The sequence below is a fragment of the Pseudomonas sp. P1.31 genome, from assembly GCF_001269815.1.
GTDB lineage: Bacteria > Pseudomonadota > Gammaproteobacteria > Pseudomonadales > Pseudomonadaceae > Aquipseudomonas > Aquipseudomonas rustica.
In genome coordinates, this window is record NZ_LHVN01000010.1 from 103,572 (window position 1) to 125,533 (window position 21,962).

A 21,962-nucleotide genomic window follows, 5' to 3' on the forward strand; every position below is an offset into this window, starting at 1 on the left:
GACTTGTGTAGGAGCTGGCGCAGGCTGCGATCTTTTGATCTCGCTGTGTGGCCTCCTTGAAAAGAGCAAAAGATCGCAGCCTGCGGCAGCTCCTACAGGGGACTGCGCATGAATCGGCCGGTGAAGCTGACTTCGCGTCCGCAGTTGGCGTTGCAGTCTTATCTGGAGGATTTACTCAATGATCTTCCGGAAGAATTGCCGGCGGTAGTCGAAGCGCAGCCTGAGGCGCTGGATGAGTTTCAGGCAGCCGTGCTGGAAGAGCAGGCGCGTGATGCGCAAAAGGCTGCCGCACCGGTTGCCGCGCCTGCCGCGGCGCCTGTTGCCAAGGCCCCTGTGGCGTTGATTGAAGAAACGCGTGCGCCGGTTTCAACATTGGCGCCGTTGCTGCAAACACAACTGCTGACAGTGCCGGAACCCCCGGCGCCTGAGCCTGAGTCTGAAATTGAAGCGCTGGCGCCACAGACACTGATTCCGCCCGTGGTGGAAGTGCATCTGCCGCCAAGCAGCACGCCGCCACCGGTCGAGCCCGATGGCCGCCCGGCGTGGGCCGCAGATGCGTTCGAATGCCTGCTGTTCGACGTTGCCGGGCTGACCCTGGCGGTGCCGCTGGTGTGCCTCGGTTCGATCTATTCGCTGGCCGGGCAAGAGCTGACGCCGCTGTTCGGTCAGCCGGAGTGGTTCCTCGGCATTCTGCCGAGCCAGGCCGGCAATTTGAAAGTCCTGGACACCGCGCGCTGGGTCATGCCGGATCGCTATCGCGATGACTTCCGTCAGGGCTTGCAGTACGTGATTTCGGTACAAGGTTACGAGTGGGGGCTGGCGGTGCATCAGGTCAGCCGCTCGTTGCGTCTGGATCCGAATGAAATCAAATGGAGAAGTCACCGGGGTCAGCGGCCATGGCTCGCCGGCACCGTGATTGAACACATGTGCGCCTTGCTCGATGTCGCTGCACTGGCCGAGTTGATCGCCAGCGGCGGGGCGAAGCACATGTCCGGCAGTAAGCCGAACCACAAACCGACATAACAGACAGTACCGGCGTACAAATGCCGGCGACGAAACATAAACCGCCACACGCGGTACTTCGAGGGGCTAGGGTATGAACGACAAGGCGACGGCGGCAAAGGGTTCTGAAGATCCGATCCTGCAATGGGTGACCTTCAAGCTGGACAACGAAACCTACGGCATCAACGTGATGCGCGTTCAGGAAGTGCTGCGCTACACCGAGATCGCTCCGGTGCCGGGCGCGCCGAGCTACGTGCTGGGCATCATCAACCTGCGCGGTAACGTCGTCACCGTGATCGACACTCGCCAGCGCTTCGGCCTGATGAATGCCGAGATCAGCGACAACACCCGCATCGTCATCATCGAAGCCGACAAGCAAGTAGTTGGCATCATGGTCGACAGCGTGGCCGAAGTGGTTTATTTGCGTCAGTCGGAAATCGAGACCGCGCCGAACGTCGGCAACGAAGAGTCGGCCAAGTTTATCCAGGGCGTGTGCAACAAGAACGGCGAGCTGCTGATTCTGGTCGAACTGGACAAGATGATGAGCGAAGAAGAATGGTCGGATCTGGAGAACATCTGATTGATTCTTGAAGTCGCGGTCATTGTCCTGTTCCTCTTCTGGGCAGGCACGCTGGCAATGTTTCTGGCGTACATCAAGGCGCAGAAACTAATCGCTGCGCAACAGGCCCAGGGCGATGCGCTGCGTGATCAGCGCATCAAAGACCTGGCCAAACGCGTCGACGACTACCAGAACGGCAACGTGCGCATGGGCGAAGCCCTGCACGAGCTGCGCTCGGTCGTCGCGCCGTTGCCGGACAAGCTTGTTGCATTGGAGCAACGCGACCCTTCGAGCCTGTCATTCGCCCAAGCGGCGAAGCTGGTGGGGATGGGCGCGAGCGTTGATGAACTGACTCAGTCGTGCGGGTTGACCCAGGCTGAGGCGGAGTTGATGCGCAAACTGCATAAAGGCAGCTAGGAGCTTCGAGCTTTTAGCGGCAAGCAAGATCAAAAGATCGCAGCCTTCGGCAGCTCCTACATTGGAATGTACCGGGATCGTTCCCACGCTCTGCGTGGGAATGCATCTTGGGACGCTCCGCGTTCCGCCTGTGAAATGTGACGCAGAGCGTCACGGGCGGCATTCCCACGCAGAGCGTGGGAACGATCAATAATCATCCCCGCGATCGGTGATGTCCTTCTCCACCACCGGCGCCTCCAGATCCTGCCCTTCGGGGAATTTTCCCTTCAGATTCCACGCAAACGCGATGATCTCGGCGATCGTGCGGTAAAGCTCCTCGGGGATGCTGTCACCCAATTCCATCCGCGCCAACAAGCGCACCAACTCGGCGTTCTCGTAGATCGGCACTTCGCAGTCGCGGGCGATGCGCAGGATTTCTTCGGCCAGTTCGTCGTCACCTTTGGCAGTGAGTGTAGGGGCGTGGTTGCCGTCGTATTTGAGGGCGATGGCCTGGCGTGGGGCGGTGGAATCGTTCATGCGGTTTCGTCGACCCAGCGGTGTTCGAGGCGGGTTTGGTTGCCTTGCGGCGGCGTGCCTTGATGGCAGTCGATATCGCCGACGTTGAGTCCGCGATCAAGCAGGCGTTGGCGCAAGGCGAACAGGTTGTTTTCGATCAGGTCGGCGGTGTACGCCCTTTCGGCCCACAGTTGGCCGGACAGGCTGCCGGCGACCAGTTGCGCCTGAATCTGCATTGGCCCGAGCGGTTCCATGTCGAATGCCAGATCGACGCGCCACAGTTGCTGCTTGGGCTCGCGTTCGTCACGGCGTTCGTTCGGTTGCGGTTCCCGTTCCAGTGCCTCTTCACGCTGGAATTTGACCTGCAACGGCACGATGTCTTGCATATTTCGCATGGGGATTTCCAACTGCCAGGTGCTCAGCAAGCGACCATCATCGGTGACGCCGGTCTGTTCAAGACTCGACAGTTGATGGCTTTGCAGGCGCGACACAGCAGCGGCGGCGAGGCGCAGCAGATGCTCCAGATCGCCTTCGCCATCCAGACTTTGCAGCAGGCGGTCGGGCAGGGGGAAGCTGCTTGGCAGCGGTTTCGCGCTGACCTGGCCGAGGGTGCCGAGGGCATTACGGACGAAGCTCGGCAGCGCTTGCGCCAAAGTGTTGGCCGCGATGATTGCGTTGAAACTGGCGTTGCCCGGCGCTCCCGGCGACAGTTGCGCGATCAGTTTGAGCAGATCGGCTTTGATGTCCGAGGTCAGGGTTGGGTTCTGTCCGGTGAGCAATTTGGCTTCGAGGAAGGCGCCGCTGTTGGCCAAGGCCAGCGCCACGCCTTTGGAACTGGTCATTTGCTGCAGATCGGGGAGGCTGGCGAGCAGTTTGTCGACCGCCGCGCGCAAGTCCGCTGAAGTCTGATCGTTGTCCGTCGGCAGATTTTGCAGTGCATTCAGCAGACCGCTCAGAGACGCTTGGCGACTTTGCTGGCCGACCAGTTGCTGACTGACGGCCAGTTGTTCCTGCCGGCCGCTCAGGGGCAGGAATTTCAGGGTTTGCGCATCTTCCACCAACGCCGAGAGCAACGTGCCGATGCGCAGCGGTTGCGGGCTGTCGATGGTCAGCGTGCTGCCGCTCTGCGCGGTGTTGAGCAAACTGACCAGCGAGCGGAACACCGTCGCTTGCCCCAGCGTTTGCGGCAGTACCTGCGAAGTCAGGACTTTGCCTTGCAGCAACGTGCCCACGGGCAATTGCGACGTATCAATGCGGGTGAGGGCGGCGACGCTGCTGGCGATTGCCTGTTGCACAGTGATCGCCAGATTGCCGGCCGAGGGTTGGGTGATCGCAATGCTGGTGCCTTGCAGCAATGGCAGATTGCTGGTCGCTTGCACGGTGGTCTGGCGGCCGCTGTCCAGCGTCACTTTGAGCAACAATTGAAAGGTCTGATCCGCCTGCTTCAGCGACAACACCTCGGCCTTGGCACTCTGGCCGGCGCCGATCAAGCCTTCGACCGGTGTCAGCAGCTTGAGCAGCTCACCGACCTGCGGGCGAGCAGTCGCCGGTGTGGCCTGTGGGAGCGGGAGGATGTTCATTTCGCCTGTCATACAGTGAAACAACCTTTAGAAAATGCACTCTGGGGAGTCGGGCACGCCATGTATAATGCCGCCCGTCTTGCGATTCGTTCAAAAAACATAGCAATTGTTTGACGCAGCTCTCTAGATCGAGCCGTCATTGCATTTATGCTGCATCTCTTTAACGGCCGCGCCAGAGCCGACTTGAACCGTATAAGGCCCGTGATCCCTTGACCAGTCCTGTCCTGCAAACTGTTGCCCTCGCGTGTGAACGTGATCTACGGCTGCTCTTCGAGAATCTCGAATTGAGACTGGCCAGTGGCGATATGGTGCAAATCAGCGGTCCCAACGGCAGCGGTAAAACCAGTTTATTACGCCTGTTGGCCGGATTGATGCAGCCGACCGACGGTCAAGTCCTGCTCAACGGTTTGCCGCTGACTGAACAGCGCAGCGAACTGGCGCGCAACCTGTTGTGGATCGGCCATGCTGCCGGGATCAAGGATTTGCTGACCCCGGAAGAGAATCTTTCGTGGCTCTGCGCCCTGCATCATCCCGCCGAACGCGAGGCGATCTGGCAAGCGCTGACAGCCGTAGGATTGCGCGGTTTCGAAGATGTTCCCTGCCACAGCTTGTCCGCCGGCCAGCAACGCCGCGTGGCGCTGGCGCGGTTGTATCTGGACAGTCCGCCGCTGTGGATTCTCGACGAGCCGTTCACCGCCCTCGATAAACAAGGCGTGGCGCAACTTGAAGAACATCTGGCCAACCATTGTGAACGTGGCGGTCTGGTGGTGTTGACCACGCACCACACGTTGAGCCGGATGCCGGCCGGTTATCGCGATATCGATTTGGGGAACTGGGCAGTATGAGTGTCTTCGGCCTGCTGGTTGCCCGTGAATCCCGACTGCTATTCCGCCGCCCGGCGGAGCTGGCCAATCCGCTGATTTTCTTCGCCATCGTCATCGCTTTGTTCCCGCTGGCCGTCGGCCCGGAAACTCAAGTGTTGCAAAACCTGTCCCCGGGGTTAGTCTGGGTGGCGGCGCTTTTGTCGGTTCTGCTCTCGCTGGACGGGCTTTTCCGCAGTGATTTCGAAGACGGATCCCTGGAACAGTGGGTCCTTTCGTCGCACCCCCTGCCACTACTGGTATTGGCCAAGGTGCTGGCACACTGGCTTTTCTCCGGTCTGGCACTGGTTTTGCTCTCACCTCTGCTGGCGTTGATGCTCGGTTTGCCTGCCGCGTGTCTGCCGGTTTTGTTGCTGTCGTTGTTGCTGGGTACACCGGTGCTGAGCTTGCTCGGCGCGGTGGGCGCGGCACTGACGGTCGGTTTGAAACGCGGCGGCCTGTTGTTGGCGCTGCTGATTCTGCCGTTGTACATCCCGGTGTTGATCCTTGGCAGTGGCGCCTTGCAGGCCGCCCTCCAAGGCATGCCGGCGACCGGGTATCTGCTGTGGCTTGGTAGCCTGACCGCCCTGGCGATCACCCTGACACCTTTTGCAATAGCTGCTGGCCTGAAGATCAGCGTCGGCGAATAATGAGGTCTGATCAAAATTTGATCAGCAAAGACCCAAATGCCAGCTCACATCGATGAGCGGCACCCGTGATGGAAACAGTATGAACTGGACCTGGTTTCATAAGCTCGGCTCACCGAAGTGGTTCTACGGCATCAGCAGCAAGTTCTTGCCGTGGCTGAGCATCGCAGCGTTGCTGTTGATTGGCGTCGGCGTCGTTTGGGGCCTGGCCTTCGCGCCGCCGGACTACCAGCAAGGCAACAGCTTTCGCATCATCTATATCCACGTGCCTGCCGCGATGCTCGCGCAGTCGATCTACGTGATGCTGGCGGTGTGCGGCATTGTCGGTCTGGTGTGGAAGATGAAACTGGCTGACGTCGCCCTGCAATGCGCGGCGCCGATCGGTGCCTGGATGACCGCCGTGGCGCTGGTCACCGGGGCGATCTGGGGCAAACCGACCTGGGGTTCGTGGTGGGTCTGGGATGCGCGGCTGACCTCGATGCTGATTCTGCTGTTCCTGTATTTCGGCGTGATTGCGCTGGGCAATGCCATCAGCAATCGCGACAGCGCCGCCAAGGCCTGCGCCGTGCTGGCAATCGTCGGTGTGATCAACATTCCGATCATCAAATACTCGGTGGAGTGGTGGAACACCCTGCACCAGGGCGCGACCTTTACCCTCACCGAAAAACCGGCGATGCCGGCGGAGATGTGGCTGCCGCTGTTGCTGACGGTGCTGGGTTTCTACTGTTTCTTCGGCGCCGTGCTGTTGCTGCGCATGCGCCTTGAAGTGCTCAAGCGCGAAGCCCGCGCCAGTTGGGTGAAAGAAGAAGTACAGAACAGTCTGGAGGCCGCTCGATGAGTTTTGCTTCATTCGGCGATTTTCTCGCCATGGGCCATCATGGCCTTTATGTCTGGTCGGCCTACGGCATCTGTCTGGCGGTACTGGCGCTGAACGTGGCGGCGCCGATCCTGGCCCGCAAGCGGTATCTGCAACAAGAGGCGCGTCGTCTGCGCCGGGAGAACGGCAAGTGAATCCGCTGCGCAAGAAACGTCTGATCATTATTCTGGCCATTCTGGTCGGGGTCGGCGCTGCCGTCGGCCTGGCCCTTAGCGCCCTGCAGCAGAACATCAATCTGTTCTATACGCCGACGCAGATCGCCAACGGCGAAGCACCGCAAGACACGCGCATCCGTGCCGGTGGCATGGTCGAGAAGGGCTCGCTGCAACGTTCGCCGGACTCGCTGGACGTCAAATTCGTCGTCACCGATTTCAACAAATCCGTGACCATCACCTATCGCGGCATCCTCCCGGATCTGTTCCGCGAAGGGCAGGGCATCGTGGCGCTGGGCAAGATCAACGCTGATGGCGTGGTCGTCGCCGATGAAGTGCTGGCCAAGCACGACGAGAAGTACATGCCGCCGGAAGTGACCAAAGCCTTGAAAGACAGCGGTCAATCCGCCCCAACACCTGCGAAGGAGGGTTGATTCATGACGTCGGCGATTTTTATTCCTGAGTTGGGCCATCTGGCGATGATTCTGGCGCTGTGTTTTGCGCTGGTGCAGGCCGTGGTGCCATTGATTGGCGCCTGGCGCGGCGACCGTTTCTGGATGAGTCTGGCCCAACCGGCCGCGTGGGGGCAGTTTGCGTTTTTGCTGTTCGCCTTCGGCGCCTTGACCTACGCATTCATGGTCGACGACTTCTCCGTCGCCTACGTGGCGAACAACTCGAATACCGCGTTGCCGTGGTATTACAAATTCAGCGCCGTGTGGGGCGCCCACGAAGGTTCGTTGCTGCTGTGGGCACTGATTCTTGGCGGCTGGACGTTCGCGGTGTCGGTGTTCTCCCGCCAGTTGCCGCAAGTCATGCTCGCCCGCGTGCTGGCGGTGATGGGCATGATCAGCACCGGTTTCCTGTTGTTCCTGATCCTCACGTCCAACCCGTTCAAACGCATCCTGCCGCAAATGCCGAGCAACGGCGCTGACCTCAACCCATTGCTGCAAGACATCGGTCTGATCGTTCACCCGCCGATGCTGTACATGGGTTATGTCGGTTTTTCGGTGGCCTTCGCTTTCGCCATCGCCGCGCTGATGGGTGGTCGACTGGATGCGGCGTGGGCGCGCTGGTCGCGTCCGTGGACGATTGTCGCCTGGGCCTTTCTCGGCATCGGCATCACTCTCGGTTCGTGGTGGGCGTATTACGAACTCGGCTGGGGCGGCTGGTGGTTCTGGGATCCGGTGGAAAACGCTTCCTTCATGCCTTGGCTGGTTGGCACCGCATTGATTCACTCGCTGGCGGTCACGGAAAAACGTGGCGTGTTCAAGAGCTGGACGGTGTTGCTGGCGATTGCTGCGTTCTCGCTGAGCCTGCTCGGCACCTTCCTCGTGCGTTCCGGCGTACTGACCTCGGTACACGCGTTCGCCTCCGATCCTGAACGTGGCGTGTTTATTCTGATCTTCCTGTTGTTCGTGGTCGGTGGTTCGCTGACGCTGTTTGCGTTGCGCGCACCAGTGGTGAAGAGCCAGGTTGGCTTCAACCTGTGGTCGCGGGAAACCCTGCTGCTGGGCAACAACCTGGTGCTGGTCGTGGCCGCGTCGATGATCCTGCTTGGCACACTCTATCCGCTGATTCTCGATGCGATCAGCGGCGCCAAGCTTTCGGTCGGCCCGCCGTACTTCAACGCGCTGTTCATTCCTTTGATGGCGCTGTTGATGGTGGTGATGGCAATCGGCATGGTGGTGCGCTGGAAAGACACCCCGGTGAAATGGCTGGTGAACATGCTGACCCCGGTGCTGCTGGGTAGCGTGGTGCTGGCCGTGGTTGCCGGTATCGCTTACGGCGATTTCAACTGGGCGGTGATCGCGACCTTCCTGCTCGCCGCGTGGGTGTTGCTCGCCGGCGTGCGCGACATCGTCGACAAGACCCGTCACAAAGGCCTGATCAAAGGCTTGCCGACCCTGACCCGCAGCTATTGGGGCATGCAGATCGCTCACCTCGGCATCGCGGTTTGCGCGTTGGGCGTGGTGTTGTCGAGTCAGAACAGTGCCGAGCGTGACCTGCGTCTGGCGCCGGGCGAGTCGATGGATCTGGCCGGTTATCACTTCGTCTTCGAAGGCGCCAAGCACTTCGAAGGACCGAACTTCACGTCTGACAAAGGCACCATTCGCGTCATTCGCAATGGCAAGGAAATCAGCGTGCTGCACCCGGAAAAACGTCTGTACACCGTGCAGAACTCGGTGATGACCGAAGCCGGGATCGACGCCGGTTTCACCCGTGACTTGTATGTCGCCCTCGGCGAGCCGCTGGATAACGGCGCGTGGGCCGTGCGCGTGCACGTCAAACCGTTCGTGCGCTGGATCTGGTTCGGCGGTTTGCTGACCGGGCTCGGTGGCTTGCTGGCGGCGCTCGATCGACGTTATCGGGTCAAGGTGAAATCCAAGGTGCGTGAAGCACTGGGCATGACGGGAGCGGCTGCATGAGACGTTGGTTGATGCTGGTGCCATTGGCGATTTTTCTGCTGGTGGCGGTGTTTCTGTATCGCGGTCTGTACCTCGATCCGTCGGAGCTGCCGTCGGCGATGATCAACAAGCCATTCCCGGAGTTTTCCCTGCCGAGCGTGCAGGGCGACAAGACCCTGACCAAGGCTGACATTCTCGGCAAACCGGCGCTGGTCAATGTGTGGGGCACCTGGTGCATTTCCTGCCGGGTCGAGCATCCGGTGCTGAACAAACTCGCCGAGCGTGGCGTGGTGATCTATGGCATCAACTACAAAGACACCAACGCCGATGCCTTGAAATGGTTGAGCGAATTTCACAATCCATACGCGCTGGATATCCGTGACGACGAAGGTTCGCTGGGCCTGAATCTCGGTGTGTACGGCGCGCCGGAAACCTTCTTCATCGACGCCAAAGGCATCATCCGCGACAAATACGTCGGCGTGATCGACGAGCAAGTCTGGCGCGAAAAACTCGCGGCCAAATATCAGGCGCTGGTCGATGAGGCCAAGCCATGAAGCGTTTTCTAGCTGCCGCGGTATTGGGTTTGAGTCTGGTTGGCGTGGCCCATGCCGCCATCGACACCTACGAATTCGCCAAAGAAGGCGATCGCGAGCGCTTCCGCGAACTGACCAAGGAACTGCGCTGCCCCAAGTGCCAGAACCAGGACATCGCTGACTCCAACGCACCGATTGCCGCTGACCTGCGCAAAGAGATTTTCCGCATGCTCGGCGAGGGCAAGGACAACCAGCAGATCATCGACTTCATGGTCGATCGCTACGGTGATTTCGTCCGCTACAAACCGGCACTCAACGCCAAGACCGCGCTGCTGTGGTTCGGCCCGGCCGGTCTGCTGCTCGGTGGCTTCGTGGTGATCGCGGTGATCGTCCGCCGTCGTCGCGGTCAACGCGCCGACCCCCCGCAATCGCTGTCCACCGAAGAGCGTCAGCGCCTCGACCAACTGTTGGATAAAAACCAAGAATGATTGATTTCTGGCTTGCCGCAGGGCTGTTGCTTCTGGTCGCCCTGAGTTTCCTGCTGATCCCGGTTCTGCGTGAACGACGCGCCCAGCGTGAAGAGGATCGTACTGCCCTGAACGTCGCGTTGTACGAGGAGCGAGTTGCCGAGTTGCAATCGCAACAGGCCGAAGGCGTGCTCGACGCGGCGCAAATGGACAGCGGTCGCGCGGAAGCCGCGCGTGAGTTGCTGGCCGATACCGAAGGGGTTGCGGCGCCACGGGTTTCCCGATTGGGCAAACCGTTGCCGCTGCTGGCCGCGGTGCTGGTTCCGGTGCTGGGGCTGGGCTTGTACATGCATTTCGGTGCCGTGGAAAAAGTCGAACTGACCCGCGAATTCGCCGAAGCACCGAAGTCGATGGAGGAGATGACCCAGCGTCTGGAGCGCGCCGTTGCCGCGCAACCGGATTCTGCTGAGGGCGTGTACTTCCTCGGCCGTACCTACATGGCTCAGGATCGTCCGGCGGACGCAGCGAAGATGTTCGAGCGCGCCGCCAATCTTGCCGGTCGCCAGCCGGAACTGCTCGGCCAGTGGGCGCAGGCGCAGTATTTTGCCGATGGCAAAAAGTGGTCGGACAAAATTCAGGCACTGACTGACGAAGCGTTGAAGGCTGATCCGAAAGAAGTCACCAGCCTCGGTCTGCTCGGCATCGCCGCGTTCGAAGGCGAGCGCTTTCAGCAAGCCATCGATTACTGGAACCGTCTGCTTGCGCAATTGCCGCCGGACGACAATTCCCGTGCCGCGCTGGAAGGCGGAATCAAGCGCGCTGCCGAACGTCTGGAAGCCAGCGGCGGCAAGGTCGCTGCGGCGCCGGCACCGGCGAAAGCTGCGCTGTTGAAAGTCAGCGTCGATCTGGCCAGCGAGCTCAAAGGCAAAGTGCAACCGGGCGACAGCGTGTTCATCTTCGCCCGCGCCACCTCCGGCCCACCGGCACCGCTGGCCGCCAAGCGCCTGACCGTGGCGGATCTGCCGGTGACCGTCGAACTGGGCGATGCCGACGCAATGATGCCGCAGTTGAAACTGTCGAACTTCCCTGAAGTCCAACTGGTTGCGCGCGTGTCCCGTGCCGGCCAACCGACTGCCGGGGAATGGGTCGGTCGCAGCGGCCCTCTGGCCAGCAGCACCACCGCGCTACAAACACTGACCATCGACAGCCCGGACAAATAATCGGGCAAACAAGGAAAGCACCGCCATGCACACCATCGCCCGAATCACAGTCCTCACACTGGCCCTGGGCTTGAGTGCATGTGCGGTGCAACGCCCGGAACCGACGACCAACCTGCCACCGATCCCGCCGTCGCAACCAAGCCCGACCCCGTCGACCTCGCCAACACCGGGCAAAAGCATCCCGGCGAAACCGGCAAAACCCGTCCCGCGCACCTCAGCCAGCTTCGCTCCACCGCCGGGCGGCAACAGCCACTGGGATCAGAAACTCGGCGTCTACGTCCTCGACGACCAGACCAACACCTTCTACCGCCAGCGCACCTACTACCGCTGGAACAACGGCTGGAGCCGCTCGATCAGCCCCAACGGCCCGTGGGAAGACACCAACATCCACGGCGTGCCACCGGGACTGGGCAAGCAGTTCGGGGAGTAAATGAAAACGGCGATCCTCGGATCGCCGTTTTTTTGTCTGTCAATTGCGTTTGCGATTTCAAAGGATTGCGCGGTAGTTGCCGAGCGCTTGAGTCGACTTCCTCAATCCCTGACGCTGCAGCAAACTCAGAAACGATTCGACGTCCATCACGGGTGTTTTCAATTGCTTTCGCTGTCGCTGAGCGGCTGCGATGACGGCTGCGGAATCTAGGTGAAACAGATTTTCGACGAATTCATCTGGATGTTGCGCCTCGATACCAAATGGGGCGAGATGCTGATCCGGAAAGTCTTTCAAGTTGAATGTAACGATAACGCCTGCACCGCAACGAATCGCGGCTGCCAGAACATGGCGGTCATCTGGATCCGGCAGTGACAGTCCGGTTACAAGATCCTCATAGTCCGAGACGCATGCATCAGGGATGGCGCGATCCATCAGTTCCGACGTGCGATCCAGTTGCTGCATGGTCAGGTCAGTGCGGTTCTTTAGTAGGTTGCGTTTCCATTCGCCGTGAATCTCCTTTGTCCATCGCGCCCGAAATCTTCCTGAGAGGGCAAGCCACATCAGGAAATCTCGCAACGGGGCTGGGTATAAAACACATGCATCTGCTCTTCATTGGCGAGGCAGCTGTGAAAGAGGAATGCCTCACTCGTATCCTGTCCTTAGCGCCTGTGCCTGCTCTGCGAGAAGCGCCATTGCCTGCTCGCTGGCAGTGTCTCGCCGGGATCTATAATCCATCAGATCGGCAAAGCGCACACGTCGGTGCTTGCCGGTTTTATGGTAGGAAATCTCACCGCTTTCCAGCAGCTTTATCATGTGCGGGCGTGAGACGTTGAGCAGGTCGGCGGCTTCTTGTGTGGTGAGTTCGGCATGAATCGGCACGACTTTGACGGCATTACCTTCTGCCAGCGCCGCAAGAATGTCGACGAGAAGGCGCAGGGCGGAGGTGGGCAGTTCGACGCGGTGCGCCTCGTTCTGCTCATCGAAGATCTGGATGTGCTGGGTTTCGAATTGAGTCGCCAAGTAAGCGGCCAAGGCTCGTTGACCTTCAATGGCAGCTTTGACCTCGCGTTCTACGGGGAGGTTGATAGGGGGATGAACAATGATCGACATGATTTTTCCGACATTCTGAATAGGGAATGCGGGAACACTATTCGAAATAAACGAAAATCGCAATAAACGAAACGTTCTCGATTGGGTTCAAGAATCCCAATTTGGTTGAGGACTTAGTGGGAGCGGGCTTGCTCGCGAAAGCGGTATGTCAGGTTAGTAAAGGTCGACTGACACGACGCCTTCGCGAGCAAGCCCGCTCCCACAGGGGAGTTCTGATCGGAGATGCTTCTGATGCGATCAATCACATGTTGTAAAACAACCGGGCGTCGCTCTGAGCATTTCTGTGCTTGAGTAAAGGTAACTCTAGGGTTATTTTTAAAAGGCCAGGGCAAGGAGGCGGTTGGTGCAAAGCAGGCAATTGATCAAGGAGCTGGAGGAGGCGGGCTGGACGCTGGATCGGATCACCGGCAGTCATCACATTTTCACTCATCGCTATAACCCGAACACGATTCCCGTCCCTCATCCGAAGAAGGATTTACCGTTAGGGACGGTCAAGAGCATCAGGCGGCGTGCCGGGTTATACAACCCGTCAGTCAGTTACAAAGGAGATCCGTAATGCAATACCCAATCTGCATCGAATGGGGCGACGAGAACACTGCCATCGGTATTCAGATCCCCGATATTCCTGGCGCCGTGACGGCCGGGGATAGCTTTGAAGATGCCTACAATGCGGCCGTCGAAATTGCGCACATCATGCTGCAGGAGATTGCAGCAGATGGCGACGCTATTCCCATGCCGACCTCTGCCTCGGCGCACCGTAATAACCCGGAGTTCGCCGAGATGGGCTGGGGCATGCTCGAGCTGGATATCTCGCCGTATCTGGGCAAGACCGAGAAGGTCAACGTGACGCTCCCCGGTTACGTGATTCAGCGCATCGATCGTTATGTGCGCGAACACAACGTCAAAAGCCGCTCCTCCTTTCTGGCGGATGCGGCGATGGAGAAGCTGGTTCGGTATTAACCGTCCTCGCTCCCTCAGGCCCGGTGAGTGACCTGTGGGAGCGAGCCTGCTCGCGAAGCTTTTGCAGCTTACGCCGTGGCCAACGATCGCCCTTGCGAAGCACTCAAAAACCGCAGCAACGCCAACAACGGAAACACACTCCCCACAATCACGATCCACAACCAGCCGCCATGTTCATACACCGCACTGGCCACCGACGAGCCGAAGGCGCCGCCGATGAAGATGCTGGTCATGTACAAGGCGTTGAGGCGGCCACGGCTTTTGGCGTCCAGCGAGTAGACCGCGCGTTGGCCGAGCACCATGTTCATCTGCACGCAGAAGTCGAGTACCACGCCGGTCACGGCCAGGCCGATGACGCTGTAGGCGGGGTGGATGAAGGCGGGCAGGAAGCTCAGGCTGGCGAAGATCATGGCCAGCAGCGAGGCGATGCGGGTGTGGCCGGCGTCGGCCAGGCGCCCGCTGATCGGGGCGGCGATGGCCCCGATGGCACCGACCAGCGCGAAAATCGCGATCTCGCTTTGCGACAGACCATGGTTGCGCGCCAGTTCCAGCGGCACGGCCGTCCAGAACAGGCTGAACGTGGCGAACATGCAGCCCTGATAAAACGCGCGCTGACGCAGCACCGGTTGTTGGCGCAGCAGCGTCCACAACGAGCCAAGCAGTTGTCCATACGTGGCGCTGTGATCCGGCTGGCGCTTGGGCACGGTCAGCGCCAACACCACGCTGATCGCCGCCATCAGTGCCGCCGCAATCATGAACATCGCCCGCCAGCCGAGGTGATCTGCAACCACGCTCGATACCGGTCGTGCTAACAGAATACCCAGCAACAAACCGCCCATGATCCCGCCGACCACACGGCCACGGGATTCTTCCGGAGCAAGGTGCGCCGCCAGAGGAATCAGAATCTGCACCGACACCGAGCTGAAACCCACCAGCAACGAGATCAGCAGAAACACATTGGGCTGATCGGTAAACGCCGCCGCCAACAGGCTGGCAATCGCCACGACGGTAGTGATGATCATCAGCCGGCGGTTTTCCAGGAGATCCGCCAGCGGTACCAGAAAGAACAGGCCCAGCGCATAACCGATCTGCGTCAGCGAAACGATGAAACTGGCCATGGTGTCGCTCAGGCCAATGTCCGGCGCGATCAGGCCGATGATTGGCTGCGCGTAGTAGATGTTGGCAACGATGGCGCCGCAGCAGAAGGCGAACAGCAGCACCATGCCTCGGGTCATTGCGTGAGTCGTGGCGGTCATAGGAGTTACTCGATCCAGCGAAAGGAATGCGGTGAGGCTAAGGGACAAACCGAACGGGCAGAAGCAGCCTTCGGTTGATATCAGTTATTACGTCGGGTAATGACGGCCGTGGCCATTCGGGGCGAACCTTGCGTCCGACCTTTGAGGGCTGATGATACATTCACTTACATCTTCTTCGATAGCGTGCTTATGTTTGCATCGGCTTGTTCCACGTTCATCACCGGAGGAATGCAATGTTTCGTCAGACGCTTCGCCATACTGCAACGATTGTCCTGATCAGCCTGCTCGGCGCCACCAGCGTGCAGGCCGCCGACGCACCTGGCATGCGCCTCGGCGTGCGCGGCGAGATCACCGGGGTCAGCCCGGACAGCTTGAAAGTCCACGTCAACAGCGGCGAGAACGTGGTGATTCAGTTAACCGGCGACACCAAGGTTCGCGCCGTTACCCTGGCCAACATCGAAGACATCAAACCCGGCAGCTACATCGGCTCGGCGGCGATGCCGCAGGAAGATGGCACGCTCAAGGCGCTGGAAGTGCATGTGTTTCCACCGGAGCTGGCGGGGAGTGGCGACGGTCATCGACCGTTCGATCTGGCCAAGGGCAGCAGCATGACCAATGGCCGCGTCGGCGATCTGGTGGTGAGCAATGGGCGGGTGCTGACGGTGAACTACAAGGGTGGGCAGCAAAAGATACTGGTGCCGGAAGATGTACCGATTGTGAATCTGCTGCCGGGCGATCGGAGCTTGCTGAAAGTTGGGGTGAAGATTGTCACCTTCGTCACGCAAAGTGCGGATGGCACGCTGACGGCGCAATCCATTTCTGCGGGTAAGGATGGGGTGACGCCACCGATGTAGAAGCCCCTCACCCTAACCCTCTCCCAGAGGGAGAGGGGACTGATTGGGGAATGCTTCAGAGGTACGCCGACCTGAACGTGCTCTGGCGAATCCATAATCGACGCAATCTTTCAGGTCGATGTAACTCGCCAGACACCTCGGTCGGCCCCCTCTCCCTCTGGGAGAGGGCTGGGGTGAGGGTAAAGCGCCCACAAAAAAGGCGACCCTTGCGGATCGCCTTTTTCATGTCAGCTTAAACCTTACTGCCCGGTATAAATCTGATCGAAAACCCCACCATCATTGAAGTGAGTCTTCTGCACCGTACGCCAGTCACCAAAGGTCTTCTCAACCGAAAGGAAATCAACTTTCGGGAAGCGATCGGTGTACTTCGCCAACACCGCCGGATCACGCGGACGCAGGTAGTTTGCCGCCGCAATTTCCTGACCTTCCGGCGACCACAGGTACTTCAGATATTCATCCGCCGCCGCCCGTGAACCCTTCTTGTCGACGACTTTATCCACCACCGACACCGGTGGCTCAGCCTCTGCCGAAACGCTCGGGTAGATCACTTCAAACTGATCACGACCAAACTCGCGAGCAATCATTTCCGCTTCGTTTTCGAAGGTCACCAGCACGTCGCCGATCTGGTTGGTCATGAACGTGGTGGTCGCGGCACGGCCACCGGTATCCAGTACCGGCGCTTGCTTGAACAGTTTGCCGACGAACGCTTTGGCCTTGTTCTCGTCGCCACCATTTTTCAGCACGTAACCCCAGGCCGACAGGTAGGTGTAGCGGCCGTTACCCGAGGTTTTCGGGTTTGGCACGATCACTTGCACGCCGTCCTTGAGCAGATCCGGCCAGTCTTTCAGGGCTTTCGGGTTGCCTTTACGCACGATGAACACGGTGGCCGAGGTGAACGGCGCGCTGTTGTTCGGCAGACGGGTGACCCAGTTCTCCGGCACCAGTTTGCCGTTGTCGGCGAGGGCGTTGATGTCGGTGGCCATGTTCATGGTGATGACGTCAGCCGGCAGGCCGTCGATCACCGAACGCGCTTGCTTGCTCGAACCGCCGAAGGACATCTGCACGGTGATGTTTTCGTTATGCTCGGCTTGCCAGTGTTTCTGGAACGCAGTGTTGTAGTCCTTGTAGAAATCGCGCATCACGTCGTAGGAAACGTTAAGCAGCGTCGGGGCTGCCTGAGCGATGTTGGCCAAGGCCAGGCCGGCGGCGAGAAGTGAGGCGCCAAAGAGTTTTTTCACTGCGCATTCCTTGTTGTTTGCGTATGTGTCGGGGGAGTGATGTTCAATTGCCACTGACTATAACGGGGCACGCATAGTCGCTTAAAGATTAAAAAGCTCTTTGCTTATTCCACTTTCTTGAATAGCTGATTGCCGCACCGCGAGCAGAACGCCGCGCCGTGTTCGTGGCTGTTTTTCTTGCACACCGGGCAGTCGCGCTGCAGCTGTTCACCGCGCATCGCATTGGCCAGTTCGGCGGTGAAAATACCCGTGGGCACGGCGATGATCGAGTAACCGGTGATCATCACCAGCGACGAAATCACCTGGCCCAGCGGCGTCTTCGGCACGATGTCGCCGAAGCCGACGGTGGTCAGTGTGACGATCGCCCAATAGATGCCTTTGGGAATGCTGGTGAAACCATGCTCCGGGCCTTCGATCACGTACATCAGCGTGCCGAATACCGTCACCAGCGTGCAGACGCTGACCAGAAACACGACGATTTTCTGCTTGCTGCCACGCAGCGCCGACATCAGGTAATTGGCTTGTTTGAGGTACGGGCTGAGCTTGAGCACGCGGAAAATCCGCAGCATGCGGATGATCCGGATTATCAGCAGGTACTGCGCATCGCTGTAATACAGCGCAAGGATGCCGGGCACGATCGCCAGCAAATCCACCAACCCGTAAAAACTGAAGGCGTAGCGCAGCGGCTTCGGTGAGCAGTACAGACGCAGGATATACTCGCCGAGAAAGATGATCGTGAAGCCCCACTCGATGTAGGCCAGCACATTCGCGTAGTTCTGGTGAATGCTGTCAATGCTGTCGAGCATCACGATCACCAGACTGGCGAGGATGATCAACAGCAAGATGCCATCGAAGCGACGCCCGGCGAGGGTGTCGCTCTGGAAAATCATGACGTAGAGCCGTTCGCGCCAATTGTTGCTGCTGTCCATGGAAAACGCCTGAATCAAAGATCAGCGCAGCCTAGGTTGATTCTCCCCGTGAGCGCAAGGCGTACGCTCGACCGACGCTTTGCCGAGCATCTGAATCCCGGCGCGGATCAGCCAGCCGGCGAGGATGAACGGCGCGGTCAAAGTGGCCAGGCCAACCGCTGCAAACAACGGCGTGACCAGCAGCGCGAGGACGATGGCAAGCAGCGGCAACCACGGTTGTTGGCGTTGCGACGAAAAGGCGAGGGCGGCGAGCACGGCGTTGTAGCTGCCGATGCCGAGCAGTGCGACGCTGGTTTCGTGGTGCAGCAAACTGGAACCGAGGCCGATCGCCGACGCCAGCAGCGCCCAGCAAAACGCGCGGCGATCAGCGATCAGTAAACCGATGGCGACCAATGCGCCGGCCAGTGGATGACCGAGAAACATCACCTGGCCGAGGCCCCGCAGTTCGGCGGCGAGCAGGTTCAGCGTGCTCATTTCGACGTGTGCCATCGGCGCCGACGGTTCGGCGAACAGCAACAGAACCCAGCTCATCGCCACGAACGGCGAGGTGTAGGCCGGAATCGATCGGCTGCTGTAGACATGTTTGAGCCATTGTTGCGTGACCATCGCGCTTAAGCCACCAGCAGCGAGGATCAGCGGCGGCAGCATCGGCGACCACGGGAAATACAGGCTCAGCAGCAGACCGAGCAATATGCCGTTATAGCTGAACAGTCCAGCCTGGCGATCAGCCTTGGCGTAATTGCGGCGTTGCGCGGTGAGCAATCCGGCGACGGCACCGAGCAGCGCCCCGGCGAACAGCACCGGTGCTGTCAGCAGGATCGCCAACAGGCACAGCAGGCCGCACAGCGGATGACGCTGGAGGAATATTTGACTGAAACCGTTGAGCAAAGCCTCGGCCCAGTCGGGGCAGTGGGTGTTGAAATGATTGGAAGGCATGTTGAGAAAATCTGGGCAGTTGGAAAATCAAAAGGTCTTGCAAGTCACTGTGGCGAGGGGATTCAGCGAAACGTCGCACCGCCCCGATGGGCTGCGAAGCGGCCCCAAATTCGGTGCATGCGGTTTTTCTGTGAAAACTGTCATGTCCGAAAAGCTGTGACTGCTGCGCAGTCAATCGGGGATAAATCCCCTCGCCACAGGTTTTGTACTCACATTAAGAATGTGGGTCAGATCAATGTTTCGATCCGCAGCGAGTTAGTCGATCCAGGCTGACCAAACGGCACACCGGCAGTAATCAGCAGCGTGTCACCACGCTCGGCCATGCCTTGGGCCTGGGCGATTTCCAGTGCGGTCGAGCAGACTTCGTCGACCTGACGCAGGCGATCGTTGACCACCGAGTGAATCCCCCACGCCACGCTCAGACGCCGCGCGGTTTGCAGATTCGGCGTCAGGTTGAGGATCGGCGCTTTCGGCCGTTCCCGCGCTGCACGCAGACTCGAGGTGCCCGACTCGCTGTAGTTGACCAGCACCGCCACCGGCAGCACGTTGCTGATGCGACGGATCGCGCAGCTGATCGCATCGGACACGGTCGCTTCAGCCTTCGGCCGGCTGACGTCGAGCTGGGTCTGATAATCCGGGCCGTTCTCAACCTGGCGAATGATCTTGCTCATCATCTGCACGGCTTCCAGCGGGTACTCGCCGGAGGCAGTTTCTGCCGACAACATCACCGCGTCAGCGCCTTCGGCCACGGCGTTGGCGACGTCAGTCACCTCGGCGCGGGTCGGGGCAGGGGAGAAGCGCATCGACTCCAGCATCTGCGTCGCCACCACCACTGGTTTCCCCAGTTCACGGCAGGTGGTGATGATGTTTTTCTGAATCTGCGGCACGCTTTCGGCCGGCACTTCAACGCCAAGGTCGCCACGGGCCACCATGATCGCGTCGCTCAATTCCGCGATTTCACGCAGCTGTTCAACCGCGGAGGGCTTCTCGATTTTCGCCATCAGAAAGGCTTTGTCGCCGATCAATGCGCGGGCTTCGACGATGTCTTGCGGACGCTGCACAAACGACAGCGCGACCCAATCCACACCCAGCTCCAGACCGAAGCTCAGGTCACGGCGATCCTTGGCGGTCAGCGGGCTGAGGTCGAGCACCGCTTGCGGCACGTTCACACCTTTGCGATCCGACAGTTCGCCGCCGTTGAGCACGGTGGTGTCGATCGCATCGGCGTATTTGCTGACTACGCGCAGACGCAGCTTGCCGTCGTCGAGCAGCAGATCCATGCCCGCTTCCAGCGCTTCGATGATTTCCGGATGCGGCAGATTCACTCGGCGCTGATCGCCCGGTGTCGCGTCCAGATCGAGACGGAAGGCCTGACCGCGATGCAGTTGCACCTTGCCGTCAGCAAACTTGCCGACGCGCAGTTTCGGCCCCTGCAAGTCCATCAGAATGCCCAGCGGGTAGTTGAGCTGGCGCTCGACTTCGCGGATCCACTGATAGCGCTTGGCGTGGTCGGCGTGATCGCCGTGGCTGAAGTTCAGGCGGAAGATATTCACCCCGGCCTCGACCAGTTCACGAATCTCTTCGATGCCGTCGACGGCGGGCCCGAGGGTGGCGAGGATTTTTACCTTTTTATCAGGCGTCATGATTTGCAGCTCTCAAGGATCAGAATGGCGCGGAAGTCGTTGACGTTGGTGCGGGTCGGCTCGGTGACGATCAGCGCATCGAGCGCCTCGAAATAACCGTAGCCGTTGTTGTTATCCAGCTCGTCGCTGGCGCTCAAACCGAGGGCGGCGGCGCGGGCGTAGCTGTCCGGGGTCATGATCGCGCCGGCGTTGTCTTCCGAGCCGTCGATGCCGTCGGTGTCACCGGCCAGGGCATAGACGCCGGGCTGGCCTTTGAGATTTTCGGTCAGGCTCAGAAGGAATTCGGCGTTGCGTCCGCCACGGCCATTGCCGCGCACGGTCACGGTGGTTTCGCCGCCGGAGAGAATCACGCACGGCGCTGCCAATGGCTGGCCATGGTTGATGATCTGGCGGGCGATGCCGGCGTGGACTTTCGCCACTTCGCGCGACTCACCTTCGAGGTCGCCGAGGATCAGCGTGCTGAACCCGGCCTGACGGCATTTCACCGCCGCCGCATCCAGCGATTGTTGAGGACGGGCGATCAATTGGAAGTGGCTGCGCGCAAGACTCGGATCACCGGGTTTGACGGTTTCCGACTCAGGGCTTTGCAACCAGTTGCGCACGGAAACGGGAATCTCGATGCCGTAGCGTTTGATGATCGCCAGTGCTTCGGCGGAGGTGCTTGGGTCGGCCACGGTCGGGCCGGAAGCGATGACCGTGGCGAGGTCGCCCGGTACGTCGGAAATCGCGTATGTGTAAACAGTGGCAGGCCAGCAGGCCTTGCCGAGACGCCCGCCCTTGATCGCCGAGAGGTGCTTGCGCACGCAGTTCATCTCGCCGATGGTCGCGCCGGATTTGAGCAGGGCTTTGTTGATCGACTGCTTGTCGGCGAGGGTGATGCCTTCGGCCGGCAATGCGAGCAGGGCAGAGCCACCACCGGAGAGCAGGAAGATTACGCGGTCGTCCTCGGTCAGGTTGCTGACCAGTTCCAGTACGCGTTTGGCCACGGCCAGACCGGCAGCGTCCGGCACCGGATGCGCGGCTTCGACCACTTCGATTTTTTCGCACGGGGCGCCGTGACCGTAGCGGGTCACCACCAGGCCAGACACGTCACCTTCCCAGCAATTCTCGACCACTTGCGCCATGGCGGCAGCGGCTTTGCCGGCACCGATGACGATCACCCGACCGGTACGATCGGCAGGCAGATGGGTTTCGAGGACTTGGTTCGGATGGGCCGCGTCGATGGCTGTGGCAAACAGCTCGCGCAGCAGTTGTTGCGGATCGACCGACATGGCGGGCTCCCGGAATTCTTGTTATTCGAAAGGGCAACTCGGAACCCTTGTGGGAGCGAGCCTGCTCGCGAAGGCGGTGTGTCAGCCAACATGGATGTTGAATGTGCAACCGCTTTCGCGA

26 protein-coding genes are annotated in these 21,962 nt (G+C 60.0%); 16 read left to right on the plus strand and 10 right to left on the minus strand.

Annotated features, from left to right (window positions below; all coding sequences use genetic code 11):
- Positions 1-108 precede the first annotated feature (108 nt).
- The 3 genes from AD669_RS07675 (at position 109) to AD669_RS07685 (ending at position 1,978) form a co-directional block, all read left to right on the plus strand.
- Positions 109-1,023 carry a CheW domain-containing protein gene (locus AD669_RS07675; protein WP_053118411.1) on the plus strand — a complete coding sequence of 305 codons (915 nt, stop codon included), beginning with the start codon at positions 109-111 and terminating at the stop codon, positions 1,021-1,023.
- Positions 1,024-1,096: 73 nt separating this feature from the next.
- Positions 1,097-1,582, plus strand: a complete 486-nt coding sequence (locus tag AD669_RS07680; RefSeq protein WP_053118413.1) for a chemotaxis protein CheW — start codon at positions 1,097-1,099, stop codon at positions 1,580-1,582.
- Positions 1,583-1,978 (plus strand): DUF2802 domain-containing protein, encoded by a 396-nt coding sequence (locus AD669_RS07685; protein ID WP_053118414.1) that lies wholly within the window; start codon positions 1,583-1,585, stop codon positions 1,976-1,978.
- A gap of 186 nt (positions 1,979-2,164) precedes the next feature.
- Here the strand turns inward: AD669_RS07685 and AD669_RS07690 are convergent, their stop codons facing one another.
- Positions 2,165-2,494 (minus strand): EscU/YscU/HrcU family type III secretion system export apparatus switch protein, encoded by a 330-nt coding sequence (locus tag AD669_RS07690; RefSeq protein WP_053118416.1) that lies wholly within the window; start codon positions 2,492-2,494, stop codon positions 2,165-2,167.
- A complete protein-coding gene (locus AD669_RS07695) occupies positions 2,491-4,065 on the minus strand; it encodes a flagellar hook-length control protein FliK (RefSeq protein WP_053118419.1) in 1,575 nt (524 codons plus the stop codon). The genes AD669_RS07690 and AD669_RS07695 overlap by 4 nt, the downstream gene beginning before the upstream one ends.
- 197 nt (positions 4,066-4,262) lie before the next feature.
- Here AD669_RS07695 and ccmA point away from each other — a divergent pair, with 197 nt between their 5' ends.
- The 10 genes from ccmA to AD669_RS07745 all read left to right on the plus strand — a co-directional run bounded on the left by ccmA (position 4,263) and on the right by AD669_RS07745 (position 11,644).
- Positions 4,263-4,898 (plus strand): cytochrome c biogenesis heme-transporting ATPase CcmA, encoded by a 636-nt coding sequence (gene ccmA / locus AD669_RS07700; protein WP_053118421.1) that lies wholly within the window; start codon positions 4,263-4,265, stop codon positions 4,896-4,898.
- Positions 4,895-5,563, plus strand: a complete 669-nt coding sequence (gene ccmB / locus AD669_RS07705; protein ID WP_007919970.1) for a heme exporter protein CcmB — start codon at positions 4,895-4,897, stop codon at positions 5,561-5,563. The genes ccmA and ccmB overlap by 4 nt, the downstream gene beginning before the upstream one ends.
- A gap of 79 nt (positions 5,564-5,642) precedes the next feature.
- The gene (locus tag AD669_RS07710; protein WP_053118423.1) at positions 5,643-6,398 is read left to right on the plus strand and encodes a heme ABC transporter permease; all 756 of its coding nucleotides are present in this window, start codon (positions 5,643-5,645) and stop codon (positions 6,396-6,398) included.
- Positions 6,395-6,571 (plus strand): heme exporter protein CcmD, encoded by a 177-nt coding sequence (gene ccmD / locus AD669_RS07715; protein ID WP_008055370.1) that lies wholly within the window; start codon positions 6,395-6,397, stop codon positions 6,569-6,571. The genes AD669_RS07710 and ccmD overlap by 4 nt, the downstream gene beginning before the upstream one ends.
- Complete coding sequence (gene ccmE / locus AD669_RS07720) at positions 6,568-7,023, plus strand: cytochrome c maturation protein CcmE (protein ID WP_053118425.1); 456 nt, start codon at positions 6,568-6,570, stop codon at positions 7,021-7,023. Before ccmD ends, ccmE begins: the two co-directional genes overlap by 4 nt.
- A 3-nt stretch (positions 7,024-7,026) precedes the next feature.
- Complete coding sequence (locus AD669_RS07725; protein ID WP_053118427.1) at positions 7,027-9,015, plus strand: heme lyase CcmF/NrfE family subunit; 1,989 nt, start codon at positions 7,027-7,029, stop codon at positions 9,013-9,015.
- Positions 9,012-9,548 (plus strand): DsbE family thiol:disulfide interchange protein, encoded by a 537-nt coding sequence (locus tag AD669_RS07730; RefSeq protein ID WP_053118429.1) that lies wholly within the window; start codon positions 9,012-9,014, stop codon positions 9,546-9,548. The genes AD669_RS07725 and AD669_RS07730 overlap by 4 nt, the downstream gene beginning before the upstream one ends.
- Entirely contained in the window at positions 9,545-10,015 is a 471-nt protein-coding gene (locus AD669_RS07735; protein WP_053118431.1) for a cytochrome c-type biogenesis protein, read from the plus strand. Before AD669_RS07730 ends, AD669_RS07735 begins: the two co-directional genes overlap by 4 nt.
- A complete protein-coding gene (gene ccmI / locus AD669_RS07740; protein WP_053118433.1) occupies positions 10,012-11,214 on the plus strand; it encodes a c-type cytochrome biogenesis protein CcmI in 1,203 nt (400 codons plus the stop codon). The genes AD669_RS07735 and ccmI overlap by 4 nt, the downstream gene beginning before the upstream one ends.
- A 25-nt stretch (positions 11,215-11,239) precedes the next feature.
- On the plus strand, positions 11,240-11,644 hold the full coding sequence (locus AD669_RS07745; RefSeq protein WP_053118435.1) for a hypothetical protein: 405 nt from the start codon (positions 11,240-11,242) through the stop codon (positions 11,642-11,644).
- A 57-nt stretch (positions 11,645-11,701) separates the two neighbouring features.
- Here the strand turns inward: AD669_RS07745 and AD669_RS07750 are convergent, their stop codons facing one another.
- A complete protein-coding gene (locus AD669_RS07750; RefSeq protein ID WP_371262363.1) occupies positions 11,702-12,220 on the minus strand; it encodes a PIN domain-containing protein in 519 nt (172 codons plus the stop codon).
- 66 nt (positions 12,221-12,286) lie between these two features.
- Positions 12,287-12,754 (minus strand): helix-turn-helix domain-containing protein, encoded by a 468-nt coding sequence (locus AD669_RS07755; protein WP_053118440.1) that lies wholly within the window; start codon positions 12,752-12,754, stop codon positions 12,287-12,289.
- 343 nt (positions 12,755-13,097) lie between these two features.
- On the opposite strand from AD669_RS07755, the gene AD669_RS07760 reads away from it, so the two are divergent.
- Together AD669_RS07760 and AD669_RS07765 are read left to right on the plus strand one after the other, a co-directional pair.
- The gene (locus tag AD669_RS07760) at positions 13,098-13,310 is read left to right on the plus strand and encodes a type II toxin-antitoxin system HicA family toxin (protein ID WP_053118442.1); all 213 of its coding nucleotides are present in this window, start codon (positions 13,098-13,100) and stop codon (positions 13,308-13,310) included.
- The gene (locus tag AD669_RS07765) at positions 13,310-13,714 is read left to right on the plus strand and encodes a type II toxin-antitoxin system HicB family antitoxin (protein WP_053118443.1); all 405 of its coding nucleotides are present in this window, start codon (positions 13,310-13,312) and stop codon (positions 13,712-13,714) included. The genes AD669_RS07760 and AD669_RS07765 overlap by 1 nt, the downstream gene beginning before the upstream one ends.
- A gap of 68 nt (positions 13,715-13,782) precedes the next feature.
- Here AD669_RS07765 and AD669_RS07770 read toward each other — a convergent pair whose 3' ends face one another.
- The gene (locus AD669_RS07770) at positions 13,783-14,970 is read right to left on the minus strand and encodes an MFS transporter (RefSeq protein WP_053118445.1); all 1,188 of its coding nucleotides are present in this window, start codon (positions 14,968-14,970) and stop codon (positions 13,783-13,785) included.
- Between the two features lie 233 nt (positions 14,971-15,203).
- On the opposite strand from AD669_RS07770, the gene AD669_RS07775 reads away from it, so the two are divergent.
- A complete protein-coding gene (locus tag AD669_RS07775; protein WP_053118447.1) occupies positions 15,204-15,824 on the plus strand; it encodes a DUF5666 domain-containing protein in 621 nt (206 codons plus the stop codon).
- A 239-nt stretch (positions 15,825-16,063) separates the two neighbouring features.
- Here AD669_RS07775 and AD669_RS07780 read toward each other — a convergent pair whose 3' ends face one another.
- From AD669_RS07780 to AD669_RS07800, 5 genes are all read right to left on the minus strand, one after another.
- Positions 16,064-17,062: a sulfate ABC transporter substrate-binding protein gene (locus tag AD669_RS07780; protein WP_053118449.1), complete on the minus strand. Its 999-nt coding sequence runs from the start codon at positions 17,060-17,062 to the stop codon at positions 16,064-16,066.
- A 104-nt stretch (positions 17,063-17,166) separates the two neighbouring features.
- Entirely contained in the window at positions 17,167-17,991 is an 825-nt protein-coding gene (locus AD669_RS07785; protein WP_053118451.1) for an ion transporter, read from the minus strand.
- A 21-nt stretch (positions 17,992-18,012) separates the two neighbouring features.
- Positions 18,013-18,927: an urea transporter gene (locus AD669_RS07790; RefSeq protein ID WP_053118453.1), complete on the minus strand. Its 915-nt coding sequence runs from the start codon at positions 18,925-18,927 to the stop codon at positions 18,013-18,015.
- A gap of 227 nt (positions 18,928-19,154) precedes the next feature.
- Positions 19,155-20,570 carry a pyruvate kinase gene (pyk, locus tag AD669_RS07795; RefSeq protein ID WP_053118455.1) on the minus strand — a complete coding sequence of 472 codons (1,416 nt, stop codon included), beginning with the start codon at positions 20,568-20,570 and terminating at the stop codon, positions 19,155-19,157.
- Positions 20,567-21,841 (minus strand): glycerate kinase, encoded by a 1,275-nt coding sequence (locus AD669_RS07800; RefSeq protein WP_053118457.1) that lies wholly within the window; start codon positions 21,839-21,841, stop codon positions 20,567-20,569. Before AD669_RS07800 ends, pyk begins: the two co-directional genes overlap by 4 nt.
- Positions 21,842-21,962: the final 121 nt, after the last annotated feature.